We start from the raw sequence: 21,694 nt of genomic DNA, 5'->3' as shown, positions 1-21,694 counted from the left end.
ACTACAGCGCCCGGGCGCCGTCCCGCTGGTAAAGCCAGATACTGGCACCCGCCACCAGCAGCGCGGCGGCCAGCAGGATGGGCGGAAAACCGAGCCGGTCCGCCGCCGGGCCCAGCGCCAGTGCACCCAGCGCCGGGGCGCCCATGGTCACCATTACCCACAGGCTCATCACCCGGCCGCGGAAGGCGTCTGTTGTCGACAGCTGCGCCAGTGCCTGGCTGCCGATGCCGGCGACCGTCATCGCCATGCTCAGGGCGAATATGATCGCACCCAGCCGCAACGTGCTTGCGGCCCAGGCGATCGGCAGCAGCGACAGCGACCCTGCGACCTGGCTCCACACCACCAGCCGCAGCAGGCCGTCGCCGGCATTACGGCGCCGCGCCAGCAGCAGCCCGCCGACGATAGCCCCGGCCCCGGCCGTCGCGGTCAGGGTCGCCAGGGTGCCGGCATCACCCGTCAGCAATTTCCCGGAAATAGCCGGTAGCAGCTCGATCACCGTGCGGCCGAGCAGGCCGTTGAGCAGGGTAAAGGCGAGAATGACCCGAATTCCCTGATGCGAGCGCACAAAGCGCAGCCCCGCGAGCATTTCTCCCAGCAGCGTAGAGCCCGCCTCTGCCGCAGCGCGGGGCGCCAGCCGTATCCGCGCCAGCAACAGCAGCCCCGCCGCGAACAGACCGGCGGCGACCAGGAACGCGGTCCCGGCCGATGCCCGGGTAAGCAGCCAGCCCCCCAGGGCCGGGCCGATTATGCGGGAGCTGTTGAACACAATGGCGGAGACGCCGATCGCGCCCGGCAGTACACCCCGGGGCACCAACAGCGGCAGTAATGCAAGGCGCAGGGGCTGGTGGGCTGCGGTGATGGCGCCGGCGACCATGGCCAGCAACAGCAACAGCAGCGGCCCCAGGCCAAACACCCCCAGCAACTCGGCGCTGCCCGCCGCAGCGGCCACCAGGCCCTGGCCCAACAGGGTGAGCAGCATGCCATTGCGGGGATTGATGCGATCCGAGACCACCCCGAACACGGGGGACAGCAGGAAGGTGGGCAGCAGCATTGCAGCGCTGACAATACCCACCCAGGTGGCGGTGCCGGTGAGCGCCCAGGCGCTCCAGCCCAGCAGGAAGCGCAGCACCCAGGTGCCCAGCGTCGACAGGCAGGTAGACCAGAAGTAGCGTCTGAAGGCGGGCTCGGCAAAGGCCGATACGCGCGCCGCGGTTGCCATCTCCTAATCGAGCAGTGACAGGTCTCGCACAGCGCCCTTGTCTGCGCTGGTGACCATGCTGGCGTAAACCTTGAGCGCGGTGCTGACCTTGCGCGGCCGCTGCACAGCCGGTTTCCACCCCTCCCTGCCCCTGCCGTCCATAGTCTGCCGGCGCGCCGCCAGCTCCGCGTCGCTCAACTTCGCGTTGATGCTGCGGCTGGGAATGTCGATCTCGATGATGTCACCCTGCTCCACCAGCGCAATGGCACCACCCGCTGCCGCTTCAGGGGAGACGTGGCCGATAGACAGCCCCGAGGTGCCGCCGGAAAAGCGGCCGTCGGTGAGCAGGGCACAGTCCTTGCCCAGGCCCCTGGATTTCAGGTAGCTGGTGGGATAGAGCATTTCCTGCATGCCGGGGCCCCCGCGCGGCCCCTCGTAGCGGATGATCACCACGTCACCGGGCTTGACCTTGTCGGCGAGGATATCTTCCACGGCGCCCTCCTGACTTTCGCAGATGTAGGCAGGCCCGGAAAATTTGAGGATGCTCTCATCGACGCCGGAGGTCTTCACTACGCAGCCGTCCAGGGCAATGTTGCCGAACAGCACCGCCAGCCCGCCCTCGCTGGAGAAGGCGTGCGCCAGGTTGCGGATACAGCCACCCTCCCGGTCCAGGTCCAGGCTCGGCCAGCGGGTACTCTGGCTGAACGCGGTCTGGGTGGGAATGCCCGCGGGGCCGGCCTTGTAGAAGGTATGCACTGCGTCATTCCGGGTTTGCACGATGTCCCACTCCTCCAGCGCCGCAGCCATGCTGGAGCTGTGCACTGTCGGGCAGTCCCGGTGCAGCAGCCCGGCGCGGTCCAGTTCGCCGAGAATGGCCATGATGCCCCCCGCCCGGTGCACATCTTCCATGTGGTAGAGCGGCGTGTTGGGCGCTACCTTGCACAGCTGCGGCACCTGGCGCGAGAGCCGGTCGATGTCCTGCAGATTGAAGTCCAGCTCCGCCTCCTGCGCGGCTGCCAGCAGGTGCAGGATGGTGTTGGTGGAGCCACCCATGGCGATGTCGAGGCTGATGGCGTTCTCGAAGGCCTGGAAATTGGCGATGTTGCGCGGCAGTACGCTGGCATCGTCCTGTTCGTAGTAGCGTTTGCACAGATCCACTACCACCCGGCCCGCGCGCAGGAACAGCTGCTCCCGGTCGGCGTGGGTGGCAAGGGTGGAGCCGTTGCCGGGCAGGGAAAGCCCCAGGGCCTCGGTCAGGCAGTTCATCGAATTGGCGGTGAACATGCCCGAGCAGGACCCACAGGTGGGGCAGGCCGAGCGTTCGTACTCGGCCACGTCCTCGTCGCTGGCGTCGGTGTCGGCGGCGATGACCATGGCGTCGACCAGGTCCAGCTTGTGCTCGGACAGTTTGGTCTTGCCCGCTTCCATCGGCCCGCCGGACACGAACACCACCGGGATATTCAGGCGCAGCGCGGCATTGAGCATGCCGGGGGTGATCTTGTCGCAGTTGGAAATGCATACCATGGCGTCGGCGCAGTGGGCGTTGACCATATACTCCACCGAGTCGGAAATGATGTCCCGGCTGGGCAGGCTGTAGAGCATGCCGTCGTGGCCCATGGCGATACCGTCGTCCACGGCGATGGTGTTGAACTCCTTGGCCACGCCGCCGGCGGCCTCTATCTCCCGCGCCACCAGCTGGCCCATGTCCTTCAGGTGTACATGGCCAGGCACGAACTGGGTGAAGGAATTGACCACGGCGATGATCGGCTTGCCGAAGTCGCCGTCCTGCATGCCGGTGGCTCGCCAGAGAGCGCGGGCGCCCGCCATGTTGCGGCCGTGGGTGGAGGTTTTGGAGCGGTATGCGGGCATGTTTGTATCCTAGTCCTAAAGGGTCTTGAAAAAGACCTTGGAGTTGCGTTGTAGATTGTACAGCGCCTGCTTCTGCGCCGGCAGCGCATCCCGTGGCCACTCTTCGAAGCCCTGCTCCAGAAACCAGTGCGCGGTCTGGGTGGTCAGCACAAAGACACGGTCCAGGCCCTGTTTGCGGGCCTCCCGCTCCAGCTCCTGCAACAGGCGCTGGCCGCGGCGGCCGCCGCGATAGTCCGGATGCGAGACGATGCAGGCGACTTCGCCACAGCCCTCGTCGAGGAAAGGGTAGAGAGCCGCGCAGGCGATGATGCGGCCATCCCGCTCAATAATGCGAAACTGGCGGATTTCGTTTTCCAGCAGCTCGCGGGATCGCTTCAGCAATACCCCGTCCCGCTCCAGCGGCGCGATCAGCTCGAGAATACCGCCCACATCGTCGATAGTGGCGCTGCGGGTCTGCTCGAAATCGTCCTTGGCCACCAGGGTGCCGTTGCCATCGTGGGTGAACAGTTCCTCCAGCAAGGCACAGTCGTCGCGATAGCTGATGATGTGGCAGCGTGACACTCCGGCGATGCAGGCGCGGCGTGCGGTTGCCAGCAGCTGCGCCTGTTCCGGGTCCTGGACTTCCAGGCCCGCCAGGTCCGCTACCGTGAGCTGCCGCAGCAAACTGCCGTCACTGCCGCTGATACCGGCTGCGGCGCCGAACAGCAGCAGCTTGTCGGCGCCGATGCTGGCGGCGCAGTGCACCGCGATGTCCTCCAGCATCAGGTTGAAGATTTCCCCGGTGGGCGAGTAGCCCAGCGGGGACAGCAGCACAATGGAGCCCGCCGCCAGCTGCTGCTGGATACCCGCGCTGTCGATACGGCGCACGCGACCGGTGTGCTGATAATCCACGCCGTCCACGACCCCCAGCGGCCTGGCGGTAACAAAGTTGCCCGAGCAGACCCGTATTCCCGCCCCCTGCATGGGAGAGTTGGGCAGGCCCATCGACAGCAGGGCCTCGATCTGCGCCCGCAGGGAGGCGGCGGCATCGGTCACATGGTGCATGCTGGCACTGTCGGTTATGCGCATGTTGTCGTGGAAGCGGCTGGGGATACCGGCCTGTTCCAGGCGGGCGTCAATCTGGGGCCGGTTACCGTGTACCAGTACCAGGCGTACCCCCAGGCTGTGCAGCAGGGCCATGTCGTGGAGGATGGTGGCAAAGTTGGGGTCCTGGGCGCCATCGCCTCCCAGCATCAGGACAAAAGTCCGGGATCGGTGGGCGTTGATATAGGGCGCCGTATTCCTGAACCAGCGGATATGGTTGCGGCCGGGGGTGGTCACGTCGATGCTTCCGGTTTCACTTGCAATGGGCGTCAAGGGTACCGAAAGCGCGCTCCCGGGACTAATGGAATATTTACAGGCAGTAGCGGGCGATGCACTGCTCCAGCAGGTCGATGCAGGGCTGGATCTGGTCCAGCTCCAGGTACTCGTCGGGCTGGTGGGCGCGGTCGATGGAGCCCGGCCCCATCACGATCGTCTCCATGCCCAGCGCCTGCAGGAACGGCGCTTCAGTAGCGAAGCCAACGGCCGTGGCGCTGTGGCCGGTGAGCTGTTCCGCCAGCCGCACCAGCTCGCTGTCCGCGGCCTGCTCGAAGGGCGGCACGGGCTCAACCAGAGGCCGCAAGACGATGCCGGCGCCGCGCTCGACGGCGATGCGCTGCAGCCGCTGTTCCAGGTCCTCGCGCACGCCCGCTGCCGCCGCAGCCGGGGTCAGGCGCAGGTCGAAGTGCAGCTCGCAGCCGCCGCAGATCCGGTTGGGGCTGTCGCCGCCGTGGATACAGCCCAGATTGAGAGTGGGAAATGCCACCTCGAAGGCGCTGTTGCTGTAGCGCTGGGCCAGTTCCTGCCGGAATAGCATCAGCTCGGACAGGATGCCGTGCATGACATCAATGGCATTCACGCCGAGCGCGGGATTGGAGGAGTGGCCAGCGCTGCCGGTGACCTGGATTGACTCCATCATGATGCCCTTGTGCAGGCGCACCGGTACCAGCGAGGTGGGCTCGCCGATGATCGCCGCCCGCCCCCGTGGCTGCCCGGCGGCGGCGAGTGTGCGCGCGCCGTTCATCGAGCTCTCCTCGTCAGCGGTGGCGAGGATGATCAGCGGCTGTTGCAGCGGCCTGTCGACAAAGGCCTGGGCGGCGGCAATGGCGATGGGAAAAAAGCCTTTCATGTCGGTGCTGCCGAGCCCGTAAAGACGGTGGTCGCGCTCGGTGAGCTGCAGCGGGTCAGAGCGCCAGCGGCCCTCGTCAAAGGGCACCGTATCAGTATGCCCCGCCAGCACCAGGCCACCGGGGCCGCTGCCGAGGGTGGCAATCAGATTGGCCTTGCGGCCGTCGTTCGAGACAGCACTGATCTCGGTTGCAAAACCCAGGTCGCCCAGCCAGCCTGCCAGCAGTTCGACCACGCCGCGATTACCCTGATCCCATGAGGGGTCGGTGGAGCTGACCGACGCCGTGCCGACCAGGGCCCGGAGCTGACGGATGATCTGCTGCTCGTGTTGGCTCATCGCTCTCCCGGACCTAGCCGAATATGCCCTTGAACATGAAGAAGAACAGGATTGCCAGACCCGCGCCTGCGGGCAGGGTGATCACCCAGGACATGAATATTGTACCTATGGTGCGCAGGTTGAGCGCGGCGATGCCGCGGGCAAAACCGACGCCGAGCACGGCTCCGACCAGGGTGTGGGTGGTAGAGATCGGCAGGCCGGTACCCGAGGCCAGCACCACGGTGGAGGCCGCACCCAGTTCCGCGGCAAAACCGCGGCTGGGAGTCAGCTCGGTAATCTTGCGGCCCACGGTCAGGATTACTTTCCAGCCATAGGTGACAAGGCCCACCACGATCCCAAGCGCGCCGACCATCAGGATCCACCAGGGCAGCGGCGCCTGGGAGGAAATAATGCCGCCGGACATGACGGTGTTGGCCACTGCTGCCAGCGGGCCGACCGCATTGGCGACATCGTTGGAACCGTGGGCAAAGGCCATGGCGCAGGCGGTAAAGATCATCAGGATGCCGAACACCCGTTCCACGTTGGTGTAGCGGTGCTCCTGGTTGGGCAGTTCCCTGACCCGGCGCAGCAGCAGGCTGCCGACACCGGCCACAGCCAGGCCTATCACCACCGCCACTGGCAGCGCGTTGGCAAAGCTGCTGCCCAGCCCCAGATCCAGGTCCAGGCCAACATGCTTCAAACCCTTTAACAGGGTAACCATGGAGATCATGAAGCCCACCATCCACATGTACACGGGGATGAATTTTTTCGCACGATGGAAAGGGTCTTCAGTATCGAGGATCAGTATCTTTACGCTCATGAAGAGACCATAGGAAATCGTGCCCGCCAGCAGGGGTGAGACGAGCCAGCTGGCAGCAATTGTCCCGACCTTGGCCCAGTGCACCGCCTCCACGCCGATACCGACCGCCGCGAAGCCGACAATGGCACCGATGATCGAGTGGGTGGTGGAGACCGGCCAGCCCTTGATGCTCGCGATCATCAGCCAGGTGCCCGCGGCAAGCAGCGCGGACAGCATCCCGTAGACCATGAGCTCTGGCCGGCCTTCCATGGACTCGGCATCGATAATGCCCTTTCGAATAGTGGAGGTGACCTCCCCGCCGGCCAGATAGGCGCCGAGAAACTCGAAGATCATCGCCACCAGGATAGCCTGCTTGAGGGTCAGCGCCCGGGAGCCAACCGAGGTGCCCATGGCATTGGCGACGTCGTTGGCGCCCACGCCCCAGGCCATGAAGAACCCGAACAGGCAGGCCAGGACCAGCAGAATGGTGCCGTATTCCGCGATAATCTCCATCAGTGGTTCCTATTTGGCTATGAGGATCTGCAGGCGGTGCCCCACCCGCTCAGCGGAGTCGGCAAGGCCGGCGAGCAGTTCAATGATCTTGTAATAGAACATTACATCCACCGGGTAGAGATCTTTCTCCAGCTTGAACAGCTGCGCCCGCAGGGCCTGGGACTGCTTGTCGGTGCGACCTTCCAGCTTGTCCAGTTCCTTGATCAGGCCCTCGACGTGGACTACCTCGCGGCCACTGAAACCCACCTCCAGCAATTCATCCAGCTCGCGAATCGCCACCAGGGCCTGTTCGCAGGTGGCGGTGCACGCGCGGACGAACTCCAGCAGAGGTTTCTCCAGGGCTTCGGGAAACTGCATCTGCCGCCCCAGCATCAGGCCGGCGACATCCTTGGCGGTGTTGGCGACATGGTCCTGGATGGTAACCAGCTCCAGCAGATCGGTGCGGGGTACGGGCAGGAACAGGCTGTTGGGAAGATGGCGGCGCACGGAGCGCTTGAGCTTGTCGGCTTCCTGCTCGGCCTTGCCTATGCGCTTGAAGATCTCTTTGGCGCTTTCCCAGTCGTCGTTCTGGGCGGCTTCAATAAACTCAGGCAAGAGTTGGGCAGCATCGTTGGCGACCTGCATGTGTTCCTGGATCGGCCTGATCGGCGATCTGCCGAAGAGAGTGCTTAGCGGATTCGAGCTGGGCATGAGGTGCTCCCCTGGATGCAGGCGCGAAGTATAGGGGAGGGGTGGGCGTCTGTCACACCGCCCTCGGGTCGCCCTCGCCCGGCCGTGCGGCTGTGATAGCATGGCCCGAAAACCGCAGACGGACCCGTGAGGCTCTGACCTATGAACGCGAAATTCGGCCCGGAGTACGCCGAGCGGCCCCTGGACCTGTATTCCCTGGTGACGGAGCTGCACGCCACGGGCCACCTCGACGCCGCCGATCACGAGCGGCTGGCAAGGCTCGGCATCGGCAGCGTGCACCCGCTGGTCTTCCTGGCAGAACAGAAAATTCCCGATCCCTCGCGCCCGGGCCAGACCCTGGACATGGAGGCGTTGTTGCGTTGGCAGGGGGAGCGCACCGGTCAGGCGGTTTACGAAATCGACCCGCTGAAAATCAATGTCGGCGCGATCAGCGAGGTCATGTCCAGGGCCTTTGCCCAGCGTCACCGCATTCTGGCGGTGGAAGTTACCGAAGACGAAGTGGTGGTAGCCAGCGCCGAGCCCTGGATTCGTGCCTGGGAGCGCAACCTGGAGCACGTCCTGCGCAAGCGCATCCGCCGCGTGCTGGCCGACCCGCGGGACATCATTCGTCACACCGCGGAGTTCTACAGCATGGCGCGCTCGGTGCGCGGTGCCCGCAGCAGTGGCCCGGCCCCCGGCGCTGCGCCCGGCGTCGCCAACCTGGAGCAGATGCTGGAATTGGGGTCGATGCAGGAGCCCGATGCCAATGACCAGCACATCGTCAATATTGTCGACTGGCTGCTGCAGTATGCCTTCGAGCAGCGCGCCTCGGACATTCACCTTGAGCCCCGGCGCAGCCAGGGCCATGTGCGGTTCCGTATCGATGGTGTCCTCCATAGTGTCTACGATTTACCGCAGCAGGTGTGCGCCGCGGTCACCAGCCGGATCAAGATCCTCGGGCGCATGGATGTGGCGGAAAAGCGCCGGCCCCAGGACGGGCGACTGAAGACCCGTTCACCCCACGGCGGTGGCGAGGTGGAGCTGCGCCTGTCCACCCTGCCGACGGCATTCGGGGAGAAGCTGGTGATGCGGATCTTCGACCCCGATCTGCTGCAGAAAAGCTTTGCCGAACTGGGGCTGGAAGACGAGGATCTGCGTCGCTGGCAGGCGATGACCGCTGCCGGCAACGGCATCGTACTGGTCACCGGCCCCACCGGCTCCGGCAAGACCACCACTCTGTATTCCACCCTGCGCCGGCTGGCGACGCCAGAGGTCAACGTCTGCACCATCGAGGACCCGATCGAAATGGTGGAAGACGCCTTCAACCAGATGCAGGTCAACCACGGCATCAAGCTGGATTTTTCCTCCGGCGTACGCGCGCTGATGCGGCAGGACCCGGACATCATCATGGTCGGCGAGATCCGCGACCTGGAGACCGCCCACATGGCGGTACAGGCGGCCCTCACCGGCCATCTGGTGCTGTCGACCCTGCACACCAACGACTCCCCCGGCTCCGTGGCCCGCCTGCTGGAGCTGGGGATGCCAGCGTACCTGATCAAGGCCACCCTGCGCGGCATCATGTCCCAGCGCCTGGTGCGCATCCTCTGCACCACCTGCAAGGTTTTTGCCCCCACGGATCCGGATGCCTGGGAGCAGCTGATACAACCCTTCGAGCTGCCCGCCCCCGAGCGCACGGCGCGCCCGGTGGGCTGCAAGGCCTGTCGGGATACCGGCTACATGGGCCGCCAGGGGATCTATGAACTGCTGGTCAACAGCCCCGCCGTGGCGGCCTGCATTACGCCGCAGATGGAGGCGCGCGAGGTGCGCAGGGTTGCCATGGCCGAAGGCATGCGCACTCTGCGCCTGGCCGGCGCCGCCCGGGTTGCCTCCGGCCAGACCACTGTCGAGGAGGTCATGCGTGTGGCTCCCATGTTCGACGCCTGATAACCGCACAGGACTCCGCTAGCGCAATGATTGCCATCGATAGTTTACCCAAGGACCTCGCCGGCGCCGCCGCTACCGCCTGGCGGCATGTTCTGGACCATCATGACGCCGCTGCGCTCGCCGATCTGACCGGGGCGCTGGAGGCGCATCCCGCAATCGCGGGCGCGCTGGCCCGGGTGCTGGCCTGCAGCCCCTTTGTCGCCGGCCTGATCCGGCGTCAGCCGCGGCTGCTGGCCGCATTGCTGGAAGATGGGCTGTTACAGCGCAGCCTGCAGCCTGGCGAGTTGCAGGCGGAACTGCAGCAGCGGCTGGCGGAGCCGGGGGCGGAACTCCATCCGGTCCTGCGGCGCTTTCGCGCGCGCCACATGTTGCGCATCGTCTGGCGCGACTTCTGCCGTGACGCTGACACCCTGGAAACGATGCAGGATACCTCGGCGCTGGCGGAAGCCTGCATTACCCTGGCCCAGGCGCATTTGCAGCAACAGCTGGAGGCACGCTTCGGCGTGCCCCGCGGGCGCCGCAGTGGGGAAGCCCAGCAGCTGATCGTCATAGCCATGGGCAAACTGGGCGCCCGGGAGCTGAATGTCTCCTCGGACATCGACCTCATCTTTGCCTATCCCGAATCCGGTGAAACCGACGGCGAGCGCCGCAGAATCAGTAATACCGAGTTCTTCACCAAGCTGGGCCAGGGCCTGATCACCGCCCTGGACCAGGTAACCGCCGACGGCTTTGTGTTTCGGGTCGACATGCGCCTGCGGCCCTATGGCGAGAGTGGCTCGCTGGCACTCAATTTTGCCGCGCTGGAAGAGTACTACCAGGACCAGGGCCGGGACTGGGAGCGCTATGCGTTGATCAAGGCCAGGCCCGTGAGCGGGAGCGCTGCCCACGGTGCGGAGCTGATGGCAATGCTGCGCCCGTTCGTGTTCCGCCGCTACGTGGACTTTGGGGTCATCGAAAGCCTGCGCAGCATGAAGCAGATGATCAACAGTGAAGTGCGCCGCCGCGGTTTGCAGGAAGACGTCAAGCTGGGCAGTGGCGGTATCCGCGAAGTGGAGTTTATCGCCCAGTGCTTCCAGCTGATCCGCGGCGGCCGCGATCTCGGCCTGCAGCAGCGGGAGCTGCTGCGGGTTCTCGACGAGTGTGTCGAGCTCGGCTGTCTGCCCGCGGCAGCAGTCGCCGAGCTGCGCGCTGCCTACCTGTTCCTGCGCGACAGCGAGCACGCGATTCAGGGCTATCAGGATCAGCAGACCCAGGCGCTGCCCGCGGACCCGCAGCAGCGCCTGGCACTGGCGACGGTGATGGGCTTCGCGGACTGGGACAGCTACCTGGTAGAGCTGGCGGGGCACCGCGAGCGGGTCACGGCGCACTTTCGCGACCTGATCGCGGCGCCCGAGGACGAACATGACGACGCGGAGGATGAGTTGCCGCCCTGGGGCGATGATCTGGACGCAGAAGCCCTTGCGGAGGTCGGATACCGCGAGCCTGCGGCCAGCCTGGAGCGGCTGCAGGCTCTGCAGCGCAGTACCCGGGTTGCCACGCTGCAGGCAGAGGGGCAGGAGCGGCTGCAGCAGTTCATGCCGCGCCTGCTGCTCGCCTGCGCCGAGGCCGATAACCCCGACCGGGCCCTGCTGCGCACCCTGCCCTTTGTCACTGCCGTGCTGCGGCGCAGCGCCTATCTGGCCCTGCTGCTGGAGAACCCGCCGGCGCTGGCGGAGCTGGTCCTGCTGTGCAATGCCAGTCCCTGGATTGCGGAGCAGCTGGAGCGGCACCCGGTGCTGCTGGATGAACTGCTGGACCGCGGCAGCCTCTACACCGCTCCGGACAAGGCCCTGCTGGCCACCGAGCTGCGCCAGCAGGTAGCGCGCCTGCAACCGGGCGACCTGGAGGCGCAGATGGATGCCCTGCGCTACTTCAAGGCCTCCCAGGTACTGCGGGTTGCCGCCAGTGAGCTGGTCGGGCGCCTGCCCCTGATGCGGGTCAGCGACAACCTCACCTGGATAGCCGAGGTAATTCTCGAGCAGGTGCTGGCCGTGGCCTGGACCGACATCAGCGCCCGCTTTGGCCAGCCGCAGCGCGACCCGGACGGTTATGGTTTTGCCCTGTTCGGCTACGGCAAGCTGGGCGGCATAGAGCTCAGCTACGCCTCCGACCTGGATCTCGTATTCGTCTACGACGCGGATGTGCAGGGCGTAACCGACGGCGAGCGCAGCATCGACAACGTCAAGTTCTATACCCGCCTGGGCCAGCGCATTATCCATATCCTGGAAACCCGCATGGCCATGGGCCAGCTGTACGATGTTGACATGCGCCTGCGGCCCTCCGGCGCTTCCGGCCTGCTGGTCAGCAGCCTCAAGGGGTTTCGCAGTTACCAGGAGGACACCGCCTGGACCTGGGAGCACCAGGCCCTGGTGCGGGCGCGATTGGTGGCCGGTGACCCCGCGGTTGGAGCCGGGGTGGATGCAGTGCGCCGGGATATCCTCTGCCGGGCCCGGGACGAGCAGGCCCTGGCGACTGAAGTGGTCGCCATGCGCGAGCGCATGCGCAAGGAGCTGCTGCCGAAGAAGCTGCCAGAGGGGCAGGAATTTGACCTCAAGCAGAGCGCTGGTGGTATCGTTGATATTGAATTTATGGTGCAATATGCGGTTCTGGCGTGGTCCCACCGCGTGCCCGAGCTGGCGCGCTGGTCGGACAACATCCGCATTCTGGAAACCCTGGCCGGGGCCGGGCTGGTTGCGCAGCGCGAGAGCAAGGCGCTGATCGAAGCCTACCTGGCGTTCCGGTCAGTCGCTCACCAACTGGCGCTGCAACAACTGCCGGGCAGGGTGCCCGGCGACGAGTATCGCGAACAGAGAGCCAGTGTGGAAGCCGCATGGCAGCGCCTTTTCCCGGCGCAGGACAAACCTACAGAACAGCAGGACTGAAGATGAGTGCAACACCGAATTTTGCAGACCGGGATGGCGTTATCTGGCTGGACGGCGAGCTGGTGCCGTGGCGGGAAGCCAAGGTCCACGTCCTCACTCACACCCTGCACTACGGATTGGGCGTGTTCGAGGGGGTGCGGGCTTACCTGACCCCCGATCGCGGCACCGCCGTGTTCCGGCTCAGGGAGCACACTGACCGGCTGTTTCGCTCGGCCCATATCCTGGGCATGGACATGCCTTTCGACAAGGACACCCTGAACGAGGCCCAGCGTACGGTGGTGCGGGAAAACGGTCTCACCGAGGCCTACCTGCGCCCCATGTGCTTCCTCGGCTCCGAGGGCATGGGCCTGCGCGCGGACGGCCTCAAGACCCACGTCATGGTGGCGGCCTGGGAATGGCCGTCCTACATGGATCCGGAAGCGCGCAATCGCGGCATCAAGGTGCGCACCTCTTCCTACACCCGCCATCACGTCAATATCACCATGTGCAAGGCCAAGGCGAACGGCAACTACATCAATTCCATGCTCGCCCTGCGCGAGGCGCTGGACAGCGGCGCAGAAGAAGCGCTGATGCTGGATAACGAAGGCTACGTAGCCGAAGGCAGCGGTGAGAACGTGTTCCTGGTGCGCGACGGCCAGATCTTCACTCCGGACCTGACCTCCTGCCTCGACGGGATCACCCGCAACACGATCTTCGCCCTGGCGGCGGAACTCGGTTACGAAATCCGCGAGCGGCGTATTACCCGCGACGAGGTCTACATCGCCGACGAGGCCTTCTTCACCGGTACTGCCGCGGAAGTGGTACCGATCCGCGAGCTGGACGGGCGCCGGGTCGGCAGCGGCTCCCGCGGCCCGCTGACGGAACAATTGCAAAGCATGTACTTCGATTCGGTGCGCGGTAACCGGCCGCAGCATCCGGAGTGGCTGACGCCCGTTGCCTGAAGCGCAGTCTCCCCAGCACTGACGAGGGTTGTCCATGAATGATGCTGGCGCAAGTACAGCGGGTACCGCTGTGGTCCCGGCGCAGGAAGCAAAGCTTGCCGGTGGCGTGTTCTACCGCCACTGGCGGGCCAGTGGCAGCCGCCGCGGCGTAATTCTGCTGGCCCACGGTCTCGGCGAGCACAGCGGTCGCTACCAGGGGTTCGCCGACTTTTTCTGCCCCCGGGGCTTTGCGGTGGTTGCCCCCGACCATATTGGTCACGGCTGCTCCCCGGGCCACAGGGCTCACACCGGCAGTTTCGCCGAGTTCCTGCAGCCCCTGTTGCAGCTGCGGGCGCTGATTGGCGAGTGGTATCCCGCGACGCCCTGTTTTCTGGTGGGCCACAGTCTCGGCGGCCTGATTGCCGCCCGCTTGCTGCTGGATGCCCAGGGCCAGTTCAGTGGCGCGGTCCTGTCTGCACCCGCCCTGGCGGTGCCGGAGCCGCCCTCCCCCGTCCTGCTGTGGATCAATCGTCTTCTCGCCCGTGTCTGGCCTACCCTCGGGATGCTCAAGCTGGACGCCAGCCAGGTCAGTCGGGATCCGCAGGTGGTCGCAGATTACCAGGCGGATCCTCTGGTGCACCACGGCAAGGTCAGCGCGCGGCTGGTGGCGGAGCTGTTTGCCACCATGGCGCAGGTCAATGCGCGCCGCGCGGAAATCACCCTGCCGCTGCTGCTGCTGCATGGCGAGGCGGACGTGATGACGGCACCCGCGGGCTCACAGGCTTTCAGCGCAGGGGTCGGCTCCGCGGATAACAGCCTGCGCCTTTATCCCGGCCTGTACCACGAGATTTTCAACGAGCCTGAGCGCCTGCAGGTGCTGGCTGATCTCGATCAGTGGCTGCAGCAGCGTCTGCCGTAGCCGCAGGTGATTCAACCGAATCCCGGGGCGGCGAAAGCGGATACACCTCGGGCGCGTCGGCCTGGTTTTCCAGGTACAGGGAGCGGCTCGGGAAGGCGAAACCGGCTCCCGCAGCCTCGACAATCTCCTTGATCCTGTAGGCAAGGTGCTCCTTGATCTCCAACCATTCTCCCCAGACGGTAGTGTGGGTGAAACAGTACAGGAGAATATCGATGGAGCTGTCATTGAAAGAGTCGATGCGTACGAAGGTGGCTACCTCGTCGGGTTTGGCGAACTCGTCGCTGTCGAGGATGTAGCGCTCAATGGCATCGCGGATTTCCCGGAGCTGCTCGAGACTGGTCCTGTACTCAAGGCCCAGCATCCAGCGAATGCGGCGGTGCGTCATGCGGGAAAAGTTGGTGACTGCGTTGTCTGCCAGTCTTGCATTGGGGACATAGACCGGCGCCCGGTCGAAGCGTCGTACAGTGGTGGTGCGAAAGCCGATCTGCAGCACCGTCCCCTCGACTATTCCCTCGACGTTGATCCAGTCCCCCGGCTGGAACCGACGCTCGCCGATGACAAAAAAACCGGCGATCAGGTTCTTGAACAGGTCCTGTGCCCCCAGCGCGACCGCGACCCCGAACAGGCCCAGGCCCGCAATGACCGGGCCGACCGCAATGCCCCAGAGTTCCAGAATGGTGGCCACACCAACGACGATGAACAGCACTCTGGAGAGCTTTACGATCCAGTCGATCATGGCTTCGGTCAGGAAGCGATTGGTCCTTTGCAATACCACGCCCAGCGGGCCGGTGAGCTGATGAAAAGTCCAGAACAGGGTGAAGACCACCAGTGACCGGTTGATATTATAGAGAAAGGCCGCCAGTGAGTCGTCTACCTTGAGCACACTGGTGGCGAAAAACACGCCCAGCACAACGGGTACAAAGCGCAGCGGCTTGCGAATGGCTTCCAGCAGAACATCGTCGATCTGGGAATCGGTTTTTTGCGCCCTTCGCTGCAGGGCACCGAGTACATGGCGCGTAAACAGATTGCGAATCGCCAGGGCGATCAGAAAAACCAGTAACGCCACCAGGATATGGACGAAATCGATCCCGTACACGCCGTGTTGCCAGACCGTTACCAGCAGTTCCCAGAAGTCTGTGATTGAGGCTATTTCCATGACCCTTCCCTTTTTGTTCGGGCCGGATGATGAACGCTGGCAACGCCACATGCAACTTCTGCCCGGCTGCGCGCTGTTGCCACGGGGTGGGCACAAGCCGCTTCAGCACTTAACATACTTTGTCTGCCAGCTGGGCCTTCTGCTGGCGCTGGTTCTGGAGTCCGGCATGGGCCGTGTCATCGTTGCTATTCTGATCTTCGCCGCTTCGGCGGCCCTGCTGTGGTACGTATTCCTGGCGCGACCGGCGGAAATCAGCGCTCCCTCCGCCCCCGTCCCCGCCGCGGTTCCCGAGATCAGCCGCGATACGGACTGGTATCCCCGCCGCAACTGGCAGCAGAACAGCCCGGGTAACATGAATATCTCGGTTTTTGCCTATCGGGATCGCAACCGGGACGGCGTGCTCGACCCGGATGATGTGCCGATGGCCGCGGTCGCCATCCTGCTGGAACGTCCGGATGGCAGCCTGCGCATGACGCGCACCAACATCAACGGCTATGCCAATTTTGCTGTCCACCTGGACAGCTCCAGCGCCGATATCGGCGAGCCCGACCGGGACTATCGCTTCGAACTGCAGCTGCCCCCCGGCTGGGAGATCACCAGCGGCACCGGTTCCCATACCACCCGCTTTGAAAAGCGCCCCGGTACACCCGCCGGCATGGTGACCGCGTCACCGCCACCGGTGATCGGCTTGGCCCAGCTGCTTGCGGTGAGCGGCAGTCAGGCAGTGGGCGCCGACGCTCTGGTGGCGGTTGCGCCGGACGGCAGCCGCAGCGCAGTCGTCGCGGATGCAGCGGGCCGATTCAGCTTCCCTGCGTACCCCGGTGACTGGCGGCTGGAACAGGCTGCGGGGTCCGCTGGCGCCGGTTTGCACCAGTTCGCGGTGCGGGATGCCCCGGTGGTGCTGGGCGCCATCAACGATGCCCGCGCCGCCACGACACCGCAGCCGGCGCCGCTGGTGCTGGATTTCGACGACCTGGAGCGCTCAGTAATCGAGAAGTTGGCGGTGGGTTATCGCGGTCTCGCCTTCGATTATCTGCTTGCCATCGACAACCAGCACTACCGTGGGCCGGGATACGTCAATGTGCTCGCCAGCGGCGAGGGTGTGGCTTACAACAGTTCCGGGTATCCGGCTACCGTGACCAGCCTGTACCCGGGTGAAGTGTTCGATTTTGTCGGCGCCTATTTCGGCGTCGCCTGGGAGCAGGCCGAGGGCGAGACCCTGGTGGTGGAAGGCTGGCGCGCAGGCCGGCAGATGTACCGGGACGAACTGCCCCTGTCTCATCTGGGCCCGGTCTGGTTGCAGGCCGACTATCGCGGGATTGATGAACTGCGGCTACATACCCTGCACTACTGGCAGTTCACTGCGGATGATATGGCGTTCCGTCTGCCGCAGGGGCAGTGACCGCGCTCCCGGTTGCGCCGGGAGCGTGGCATCCTAACCCAGGGGAAGCTGGTCGTTTGAGGTGAGGGAAATATCGACCGCGCAGGTTCCATCGGGCTGCAGCACGGTGGGGGGATTATCGGAACATTCCGGCACAGCCACGAAGCTGCCCCCATTGGTTATCGGACCGTCGGGACAGGTAGGTGCGCCGCCATTCGCCTGGCCACCGTTATTGGCAACAGGCACATTGATCTGGATATCGAGAATTTGCTGGGCGACCCCGGTCTCGTTGCTAACGCAGTTCAAATTCTGGACCAGGTTAAGGGTGCCGCCCGCAGGATCGCTGAGGGAGACCGCGTTGGGTAGTAGTCGCAATGCGTGAGCTTCCGACACCAATTTGATGCCGCTGGCACCGCTGGCGATGGCGCCGGTTACCAGCGCCGCCAGCATGAACTGGCCTCCGTTCAGCTGCCGGGACTTGATCACCCGCGCCACTGCCACCAGCATCAGCGCCGCCAGCAGGATCAGCGCAAAACCGCCCGTCGTCGGAACCGCGGTTGCCGAGAGCGGGCCGTGGGTGATAGTGCCGCCTATGGGCGCACCTGCCCAGGCGCCGCTGCTCGCCGCGAGGGCGGTGAGTCCAAAAATGGTGAGTGCGGCGCGCGAGCAGCGCCAGGAACAAGTGTAAAGCAGGTTTGGCATGATTTTCCCCAGATGTGAATTGTTTTGTCCGAGAGTAACCAGAAAGTGAGGAAATCTCAAATTGATGCTTGCAGGTCTGCTGTGGCCCTCACAAACATTGCTGCAATCGCGCTGCTTTCGCCCTGCGGCGGTCCTGCTGACGCTGGGCATCTCCCTCGCCAGCCTTTACCATAGTGCGCCATTCTGCGCGGCCCGCGCCGCGCCCACAAAGGAGATTGCGTGACCCCAACCGTCCTCATTACCGGCGCCGGCGGCCAGCTTGGTCGCGAGTTACAGCTGCTTGCCCCAGAGGATTTGCGCGTCGTGAGCCTCGACCGCGCCGCCCTGGATATTACCGAACCGCAGGACCTGCGCCAGGTTTTGGGGGAACTGAGGCCGGACTGGGTTCTCAATGCGGCGGCTTACACCGCGGTGGACCGGGCCGAAGGGGAAGAGGCCCTGGCCTTGCGCATCAACGCCGAGGGGGCGGGGCACCTCGCCGCCGCCTGCGCCAGTACCGGTACTGGCCTGGTGCACGTCTCCACCGATTTTGTTTTCGATGGTGAATCCGGTCATCCCTACGCGCCCGATGCCGCGCCGGCACCGCTGGGGGCTTATGGCCGCAGCAAGCTGGAGGGGGAGCGCGCGGTGCTGGCGGCGCATCCCCGGGCGCTGATCGTGCGCACCGGCTGGGTGTATTCGCGCTTTGGCGGCAATTTCGTCAAGACCATGCTGCGCCTGATGGCGGAGCGCGACAGCCTCGCGGTGGTCTGCGACCAGATCGGCACTCCAACCTGGGCCCGAAGCCTGGCCCAGGCACTGTGGGCTGCGGTGGACAGGCCCCTGCTGCAGGGTATCTACCACTGGAGCGATGCCGGTGTCTGCAGCTGGTATGACTTTGCGGTAGCAATTGCCGAGGAGGGTCTGGCGGCGGGTTTGCTCGCCCGCAGCCCGGAGGTGCGCCCGATCCCCGGCAGCGAGTATCCAACACCGGCCCGGCGGCCCGCCTGCAGCGTGCTGGACAAGCAGCAGAGCTGGCGGGATCTGGCTATTGCGCCGGTTCACTGGAGGGTACAATTGCGCGCCATGTTGCAGGACCTCAAGGAACACGGTGATGGCTAGATCCCTGTTGGTGACCGGCGCCGCCGGCTTTATCGGCGCCAACTTTGTCCACTACTGGCGTCGAAAATATCCCGATGATTGCATCGTGGCGCTGGATGCGCTGACCTATGCCGGCAATCGCGCGAATCTCGCCGGCCTGGAAGGGTCCGCGGGCTTTCACTTCGTGCAGGCCAATATCTGCGACAACCCACGGGTGCTCGCCATTCTGCAGGAGCACCGGGTGGACACGCTGGTGCATTTCGCTGCAGAGAGCCATGTCGACCGCTCCATCACCGCCCCCGACGCCTTTATTGAAACGAATGTCGTGGGCACCCACAGCCTGCTGCAGGCGGCGCGGGAATACTGGCTGGGTGGCGCCGAGCCGCCGCCGCACCGCTTTCACCATGTCTCCACGGATGAAGTCTATGGCTCGCTGGCGCCGGAGGATCCGGGCTTCCACGAGGCCCAGCAGTATCAGCCCAACTCGCCCTACTCCGCCAGCAAGGCCGCGTCGGACCATCTGGTGCGCGCCTACCACCACACCTACGGCCTGCAGGTAACTACCAGCAACTGCTCCAACAACTACGGCCCCTACCACTTCCCGGAAAAGCTGATTCCCCTGTGCCTGACCAATATTCTGCGCGGCCTGCCGCTGCCGGTCTACGGCGACGGCAGCAATATCCGCGACTGGCTGTATGTCGAGGACCACTGCCGGGGCATCGAACTGGTGTTACAGGATGGAGTTGTCGGGGAAACCTACAACATCGGCGGCAACAATGAATGGCGCAATCTGGCCATTGTCGAACTGCTGTGCGATGAGTTGGACCGCCGTTTTCGCGCTGAGAGTGCCCTGGGTGAACGCTTTCCCCAGGCCCCTGCCGCCAGCGGTGGCAGTGCCCGCGACCTGATCCGCTTTGTCGAAGACCGCGCCGGCCACGATTGGCGCTATGCCATTGATGCGAACAAAATCACCCGGGAGCTGGGTTATTCCCCCGTCGAGACCTTTGAAACCGGTATTCGCCGCACTATCGACTGGTATCTGGCCAATGAAAACTGGTGGCGGCCACTGTTACATCGCTAACGATAAACGGACTGGAGATGTATGGCAGACACCTTTCTGACGCTTGCCGCCTTTTTCCTCGTCGGACTGGGCGTGCATCTGCTGTGTTTGAAAACACCGCTGCCCCGTGTGACTCTTCTCATTCTCGCCGGCATCGTCATGGGCCCTTCGGCCCTGAATGTCTTTGCCGAGGCACGGGAGGACTGGTTTCCGATGGTGTCTGATGTTGCGCTGACGATGCTCGGGTTTCTTATTGGCGGCTCCATGACAACCCGGCTCTTCCGCGAGCAGGGCAAGCAAATTCTTGTACTCTCCCTCGGCGTTGCCGCCGGTACATTTGCGGTAGTCTTTTTCGGCATCCTGGCGCTGGGCGAGGGGCTGGTGCTGGCGCTGCTTCTGGCTGCGATTGCCACCGCAACAGACCCTGCCGCAACGACTGATGTTGTGCTTGAGGAAGGCTGCGAGCACTCCCGGTTCGGGCGTCGGCTGCTCGGCATCGTTGCCGTTGACGACGCCTGGGGGCTGATAATCTTCAGTCTCTGCATGGTGATTGCAGCTGGGATCCAAAGCACCAGTACTGACGTCTCGTTGCTGACAGGGCTGTGGGAAATCGGTGGCGCTGTTGCCCTTGGATTTGGAATTGGGCTGCCGATGGCTTTTCTCACCGGTCGCATCCGCGACGGCGAGCCAATTCTGGTTGAAGCACTGGGTCTGGTGTTCCTGTGCGCCGGGCTGGCGATGAAGCTGGAAGTCTCCTTCCTGTTGGCATCGGTGGTGATGGGGGCGACGGTGACCAATCTGGCGCAACACCACACACGCCCCTTTCACGCTATCGAGGGGATCAAGTGGCCCTTTCTGCTGCTTTTTTTCATTCTGGCGGGGGCGTCCCTGGAAATGTCCTCCTTGCTTGCGGGCGGGCTGGTCGGGATCGCCTACTTCCTGCTGCGCATTGCCGGCAGGGTCGCGGGTGGCTACCTGACCGGAGCAGTCTGGCGCAATCCGGTGGAGGGAGCCAGAACTGGCGTTGCCATGCTGTCGCAAGCGGGTGTTGCCGTGGCCATGGCCCTGACTGCAAGCAACGCCTTCCCCGACCATGGCGAATTGCTGCTGACCATCGTGCTTGCATCCACGGTAGTGTTCGAGCTGCTCGGACCTCTGGCGGTGCGCTGGTCGCTGCGGGCACAAGCAGACCAGCAAACAACCGAGAAATGAGCGGTTGTGTGCGGCCGCTCAGATCGGCGATTCGGCGATGCCGCCATCTACCGTCAGCACGCTGCCGGTCATGTAGCCCGCGGCCGCATTGCTCGCGAGCAGCAGCAGCGGCGCGGTCAGGTCCTCCATCGCGCCCATCCGCCGCGCCGGGATGGTCTTGATATAGCGCTCCCCGCGCTCACTCTCAAAGTATTCTTTGTTGATGTCGGTCAGGAACCAGCCCGGGCACAAGGCATTGACCCGGATCTGCTGGCGGCAAAGCTCTATGGCCATGGCTTTGGTGAGCTGCACGACACCGGCTTTGGACACGTTGTAGGCGACCTTCATCGCCCCGGTCCGCAAGCCGTAGATTGAGCCGATATTGACGATGCTGCCCGGGATTCCTGCTTCGGCCATGTGTCGTGCTCCGGCGCGCGCCACGCGCCAGGCGCCGTTGAGGTTGGTATCGATTACCCGGTGCCACTCCTCCTCGCCGGTATCCAGAAACCGGATCGGATCGTCGGCGACGCCCGCATTGTTGACCAGGATGTCGATGTTGCCGCTGTCGCCGGTGATCTCGGCGAATGCACTGTCGACACTGGCGGGATCGGTGACGTCCATGGCGACGGCGCTGGCTTGCGCGCCTGTAGCACGTAGTGCAGCGACCTCCGCAGCAAGCTTGTCCGCACGTCGGGCCGCCAGGATGACTGTCGCTCCCGCCTCGGCCAGTACCCGGGCAAAGTGTACGCCGAGTCCGCTGGAGGCCCCGGTAATCAGCGCGGTCTTGCCCTGTAGCTGGAAATAATCTCTGGCCATGCTGGTTCCTTTTCGGTTTGGGTGTGGCAAGT

The 21,694-nt window shown here is 64.6% G+C and carries 17 protein-coding genes; 8 read left to right on the top strand and 9 right to left on the bottom strand.

Translation table 11 applies throughout. The features are described 5' to 3' along the window. Position 1 precedes the first annotated feature (1 nt). The 6 genes from Q6D67_RS13845 to Q6D67_RS13820 all read right to left on the bottom strand — a co-directional run bounded on the left by Q6D67_RS13845 (position 2) and on the right by Q6D67_RS13820 (position 7,593). Positions 2 to 1,219, bottom strand: coding sequence for an MFS transporter (locus tag Q6D67_RS13845; protein ID WP_304706249.1), 1,218 nt, complete (start codon positions 1,217 to 1,219; stop codon positions 2 to 4). Positions 1,220 to 1,222: 3 nt separating this feature from the next. Then, positions 1,223 to 3,067 (bottom strand): dihydroxy-acid dehydratase, encoded by a 1,845-nt coding sequence (gene ilvD, locus Q6D67_RS13840; RefSeq protein WP_304706248.1) that lies wholly within the window; start codon positions 3,065 to 3,067, stop codon positions 1,223 to 1,225. Between the two features lie 15 nt (positions 3,068 to 3,082). Continuing rightward, entirely contained in the window at positions 3,083 to 4,387 is a 1,305-nt protein-coding gene (gene argA / locus Q6D67_RS13835) for an amino-acid N-acetyltransferase (protein ID WP_304706247.1), read from the bottom strand. A 73-nt stretch (positions 4,388 to 4,460) separates the two neighbouring features. Then, positions 4,461 to 5,612: an acetylornithine deacetylase gene (gene argE / locus Q6D67_RS13830; protein WP_304706246.1), complete on the bottom strand. Its 1,152-nt coding sequence runs from the start codon at positions 5,610 to 5,612 to the stop codon at positions 4,461 to 4,463. 13 nt (positions 5,613 to 5,625) lie between these two features. After that, positions 5,626 to 6,903: an inorganic phosphate transporter gene (locus Q6D67_RS13825; protein ID WP_304706245.1), complete on the bottom strand. Its 1,278-nt coding sequence runs from the start codon at positions 6,901 to 6,903 to the stop codon at positions 5,626 to 5,628. 9 nt (positions 6,904 to 6,912) lie between these two features. After that, the gene (locus Q6D67_RS13820) at positions 6,913 to 7,593 is read right to left on the bottom strand and encodes a TIGR00153 family protein (protein ID WP_304706244.1); all 681 of its coding nucleotides are present in this window, start codon (positions 7,591 to 7,593) and stop codon (positions 6,913 to 6,915) included. A 141-nt stretch (positions 7,594 to 7,734) separates the two neighbouring features. Between Q6D67_RS13820 and Q6D67_RS13815 the strand changes: the two genes are divergently transcribed. From Q6D67_RS13815 to Q6D67_RS13800, 4 genes are read left to right on the top strand one after another with little or no spacing between them, the layout of a single operon-like run. Then, a complete protein-coding gene (locus Q6D67_RS13815) occupies positions 7,735 to 9,516 on the top strand; it encodes a GspE/PulE family protein (RefSeq protein WP_304706243.1) in 1,782 nt (593 codons plus the stop codon). A gap of 26 nt (positions 9,517 to 9,542) precedes the next feature. Then, on the top strand, positions 9,543 to 12,437 hold the full coding sequence (gene glnE / locus Q6D67_RS13810; RefSeq protein ID WP_304706242.1) for a bifunctional [glutamate--ammonia ligase]-adenylyl-L-tyrosine phosphorylase/[glutamate--ammonia-ligase] adenylyltransferase: 2,895 nt from the start codon (positions 9,543 to 9,545) through the stop codon (positions 12,435 to 12,437). Between the two features lie 2 nt (positions 12,438 to 12,439). Then, entirely contained in the window at positions 12,440 to 13,378 is a 939-nt protein-coding gene (locus tag Q6D67_RS13805) for a branched-chain amino acid transaminase (RefSeq protein ID WP_304706241.1), read from the top strand. 34 nt (positions 13,379 to 13,412) lie between these two features. Further along, entirely contained in the window at positions 13,413 to 14,276 is an 864-nt protein-coding gene (locus tag Q6D67_RS13800) for an alpha/beta hydrolase (protein WP_304706240.1), read from the top strand. On the opposite strand, the gene Q6D67_RS13795 is transcribed toward Q6D67_RS13800, so the two are convergent. Beyond that, positions 14,209 to 15,432 (bottom strand): mechanosensitive ion channel family protein, encoded by a 1,224-nt coding sequence (locus tag Q6D67_RS13795; protein ID WP_304706239.1) that lies wholly within the window; start codon positions 15,430 to 15,432, stop codon positions 14,209 to 14,211. The genes Q6D67_RS13800 and Q6D67_RS13795 overlap by 68 nt on opposite strands. Here Q6D67_RS13795 and Q6D67_RS13790 point away from each other — a divergent pair. After that, a complete protein-coding gene (locus Q6D67_RS13790) occupies positions 15,431 to 16,834 on the top strand; it encodes a hypothetical protein (RefSeq protein ID WP_304706238.1) in 1,404 nt (467 codons plus the stop codon). The two genes, Q6D67_RS13795 and Q6D67_RS13790, sit on opposite strands and share 2 nt — an antisense overlap. A gap of 33 nt (positions 16,835 to 16,867) precedes the next feature. Here the strand turns inward: Q6D67_RS13790 and Q6D67_RS13785 are convergent, their stop codons facing one another. After that, the gene (locus Q6D67_RS13785; RefSeq protein ID WP_304706237.1) at positions 16,868 to 17,515 is read right to left on the bottom strand and encodes a midcut-by-XrtH protein; all 648 of its coding nucleotides are present in this window, start codon (positions 17,513 to 17,515) and stop codon (positions 16,868 to 16,870) included. 219 nt (positions 17,516 to 17,734) lie between these two features. Between Q6D67_RS13785 and rfbD the strand changes: the two genes are divergently transcribed. Genes rfbD through Q6D67_RS13770 form a run of 3 tightly spaced genes read left to right on the top strand, consistent with a single transcriptional unit; the run spans position 17,735 to position 20,867 of the window. After that, positions 17,735 to 18,616 (top strand): dTDP-4-dehydrorhamnose reductase, encoded by an 882-nt coding sequence (gene rfbD / locus Q6D67_RS13780; RefSeq protein ID WP_304706236.1) that lies wholly within the window; start codon positions 17,735 to 17,737, stop codon positions 18,614 to 18,616. Further along, a complete protein-coding gene (gene rfbB / locus Q6D67_RS13775; RefSeq protein WP_304706235.1) occupies positions 18,609 to 19,676 on the top strand; it encodes a dTDP-glucose 4,6-dehydratase in 1,068 nt (355 codons plus the stop codon). Before rfbD ends, rfbB begins: the two co-directional genes overlap by 8 nt. Before the next feature lie 21 nt (positions 19,677 to 19,697). Beyond that, positions 19,698 to 20,867, top strand: coding sequence for a cation:proton antiporter (locus Q6D67_RS13770; RefSeq protein ID WP_304706234.1), 1,170 nt, complete (start codon positions 19,698 to 19,700; stop codon positions 20,865 to 20,867). An 18-nt stretch (positions 20,868 to 20,885) separates the two neighbouring features. On the opposite strand, the gene Q6D67_RS13765 is transcribed toward Q6D67_RS13770, so the two are convergent. After that, positions 20,886 to 21,662 carry an SDR family NAD(P)-dependent oxidoreductase gene (locus Q6D67_RS13765; RefSeq protein WP_304706233.1) on the bottom strand — a complete coding sequence of 259 codons (777 nt, stop codon included), beginning with the start codon at positions 21,660 to 21,662 and terminating at the stop codon, positions 20,886 to 20,888. Positions 21,663 to 21,694: the final 32 nt, after the last annotated feature.

This window comes from Haliea sp. E1-2-M8 (genome assembly GCF_030649675.1).
In the GTDB taxonomy this organism is placed as follows: domain Bacteria; phylum Pseudomonadota; class Gammaproteobacteria; order Pseudomonadales; family Halieaceae; genus Haliea.
Note: the sequence above shows the minus strand (reverse complement) of the source record. Positions and strands in the feature narration are given on the sequence as shown.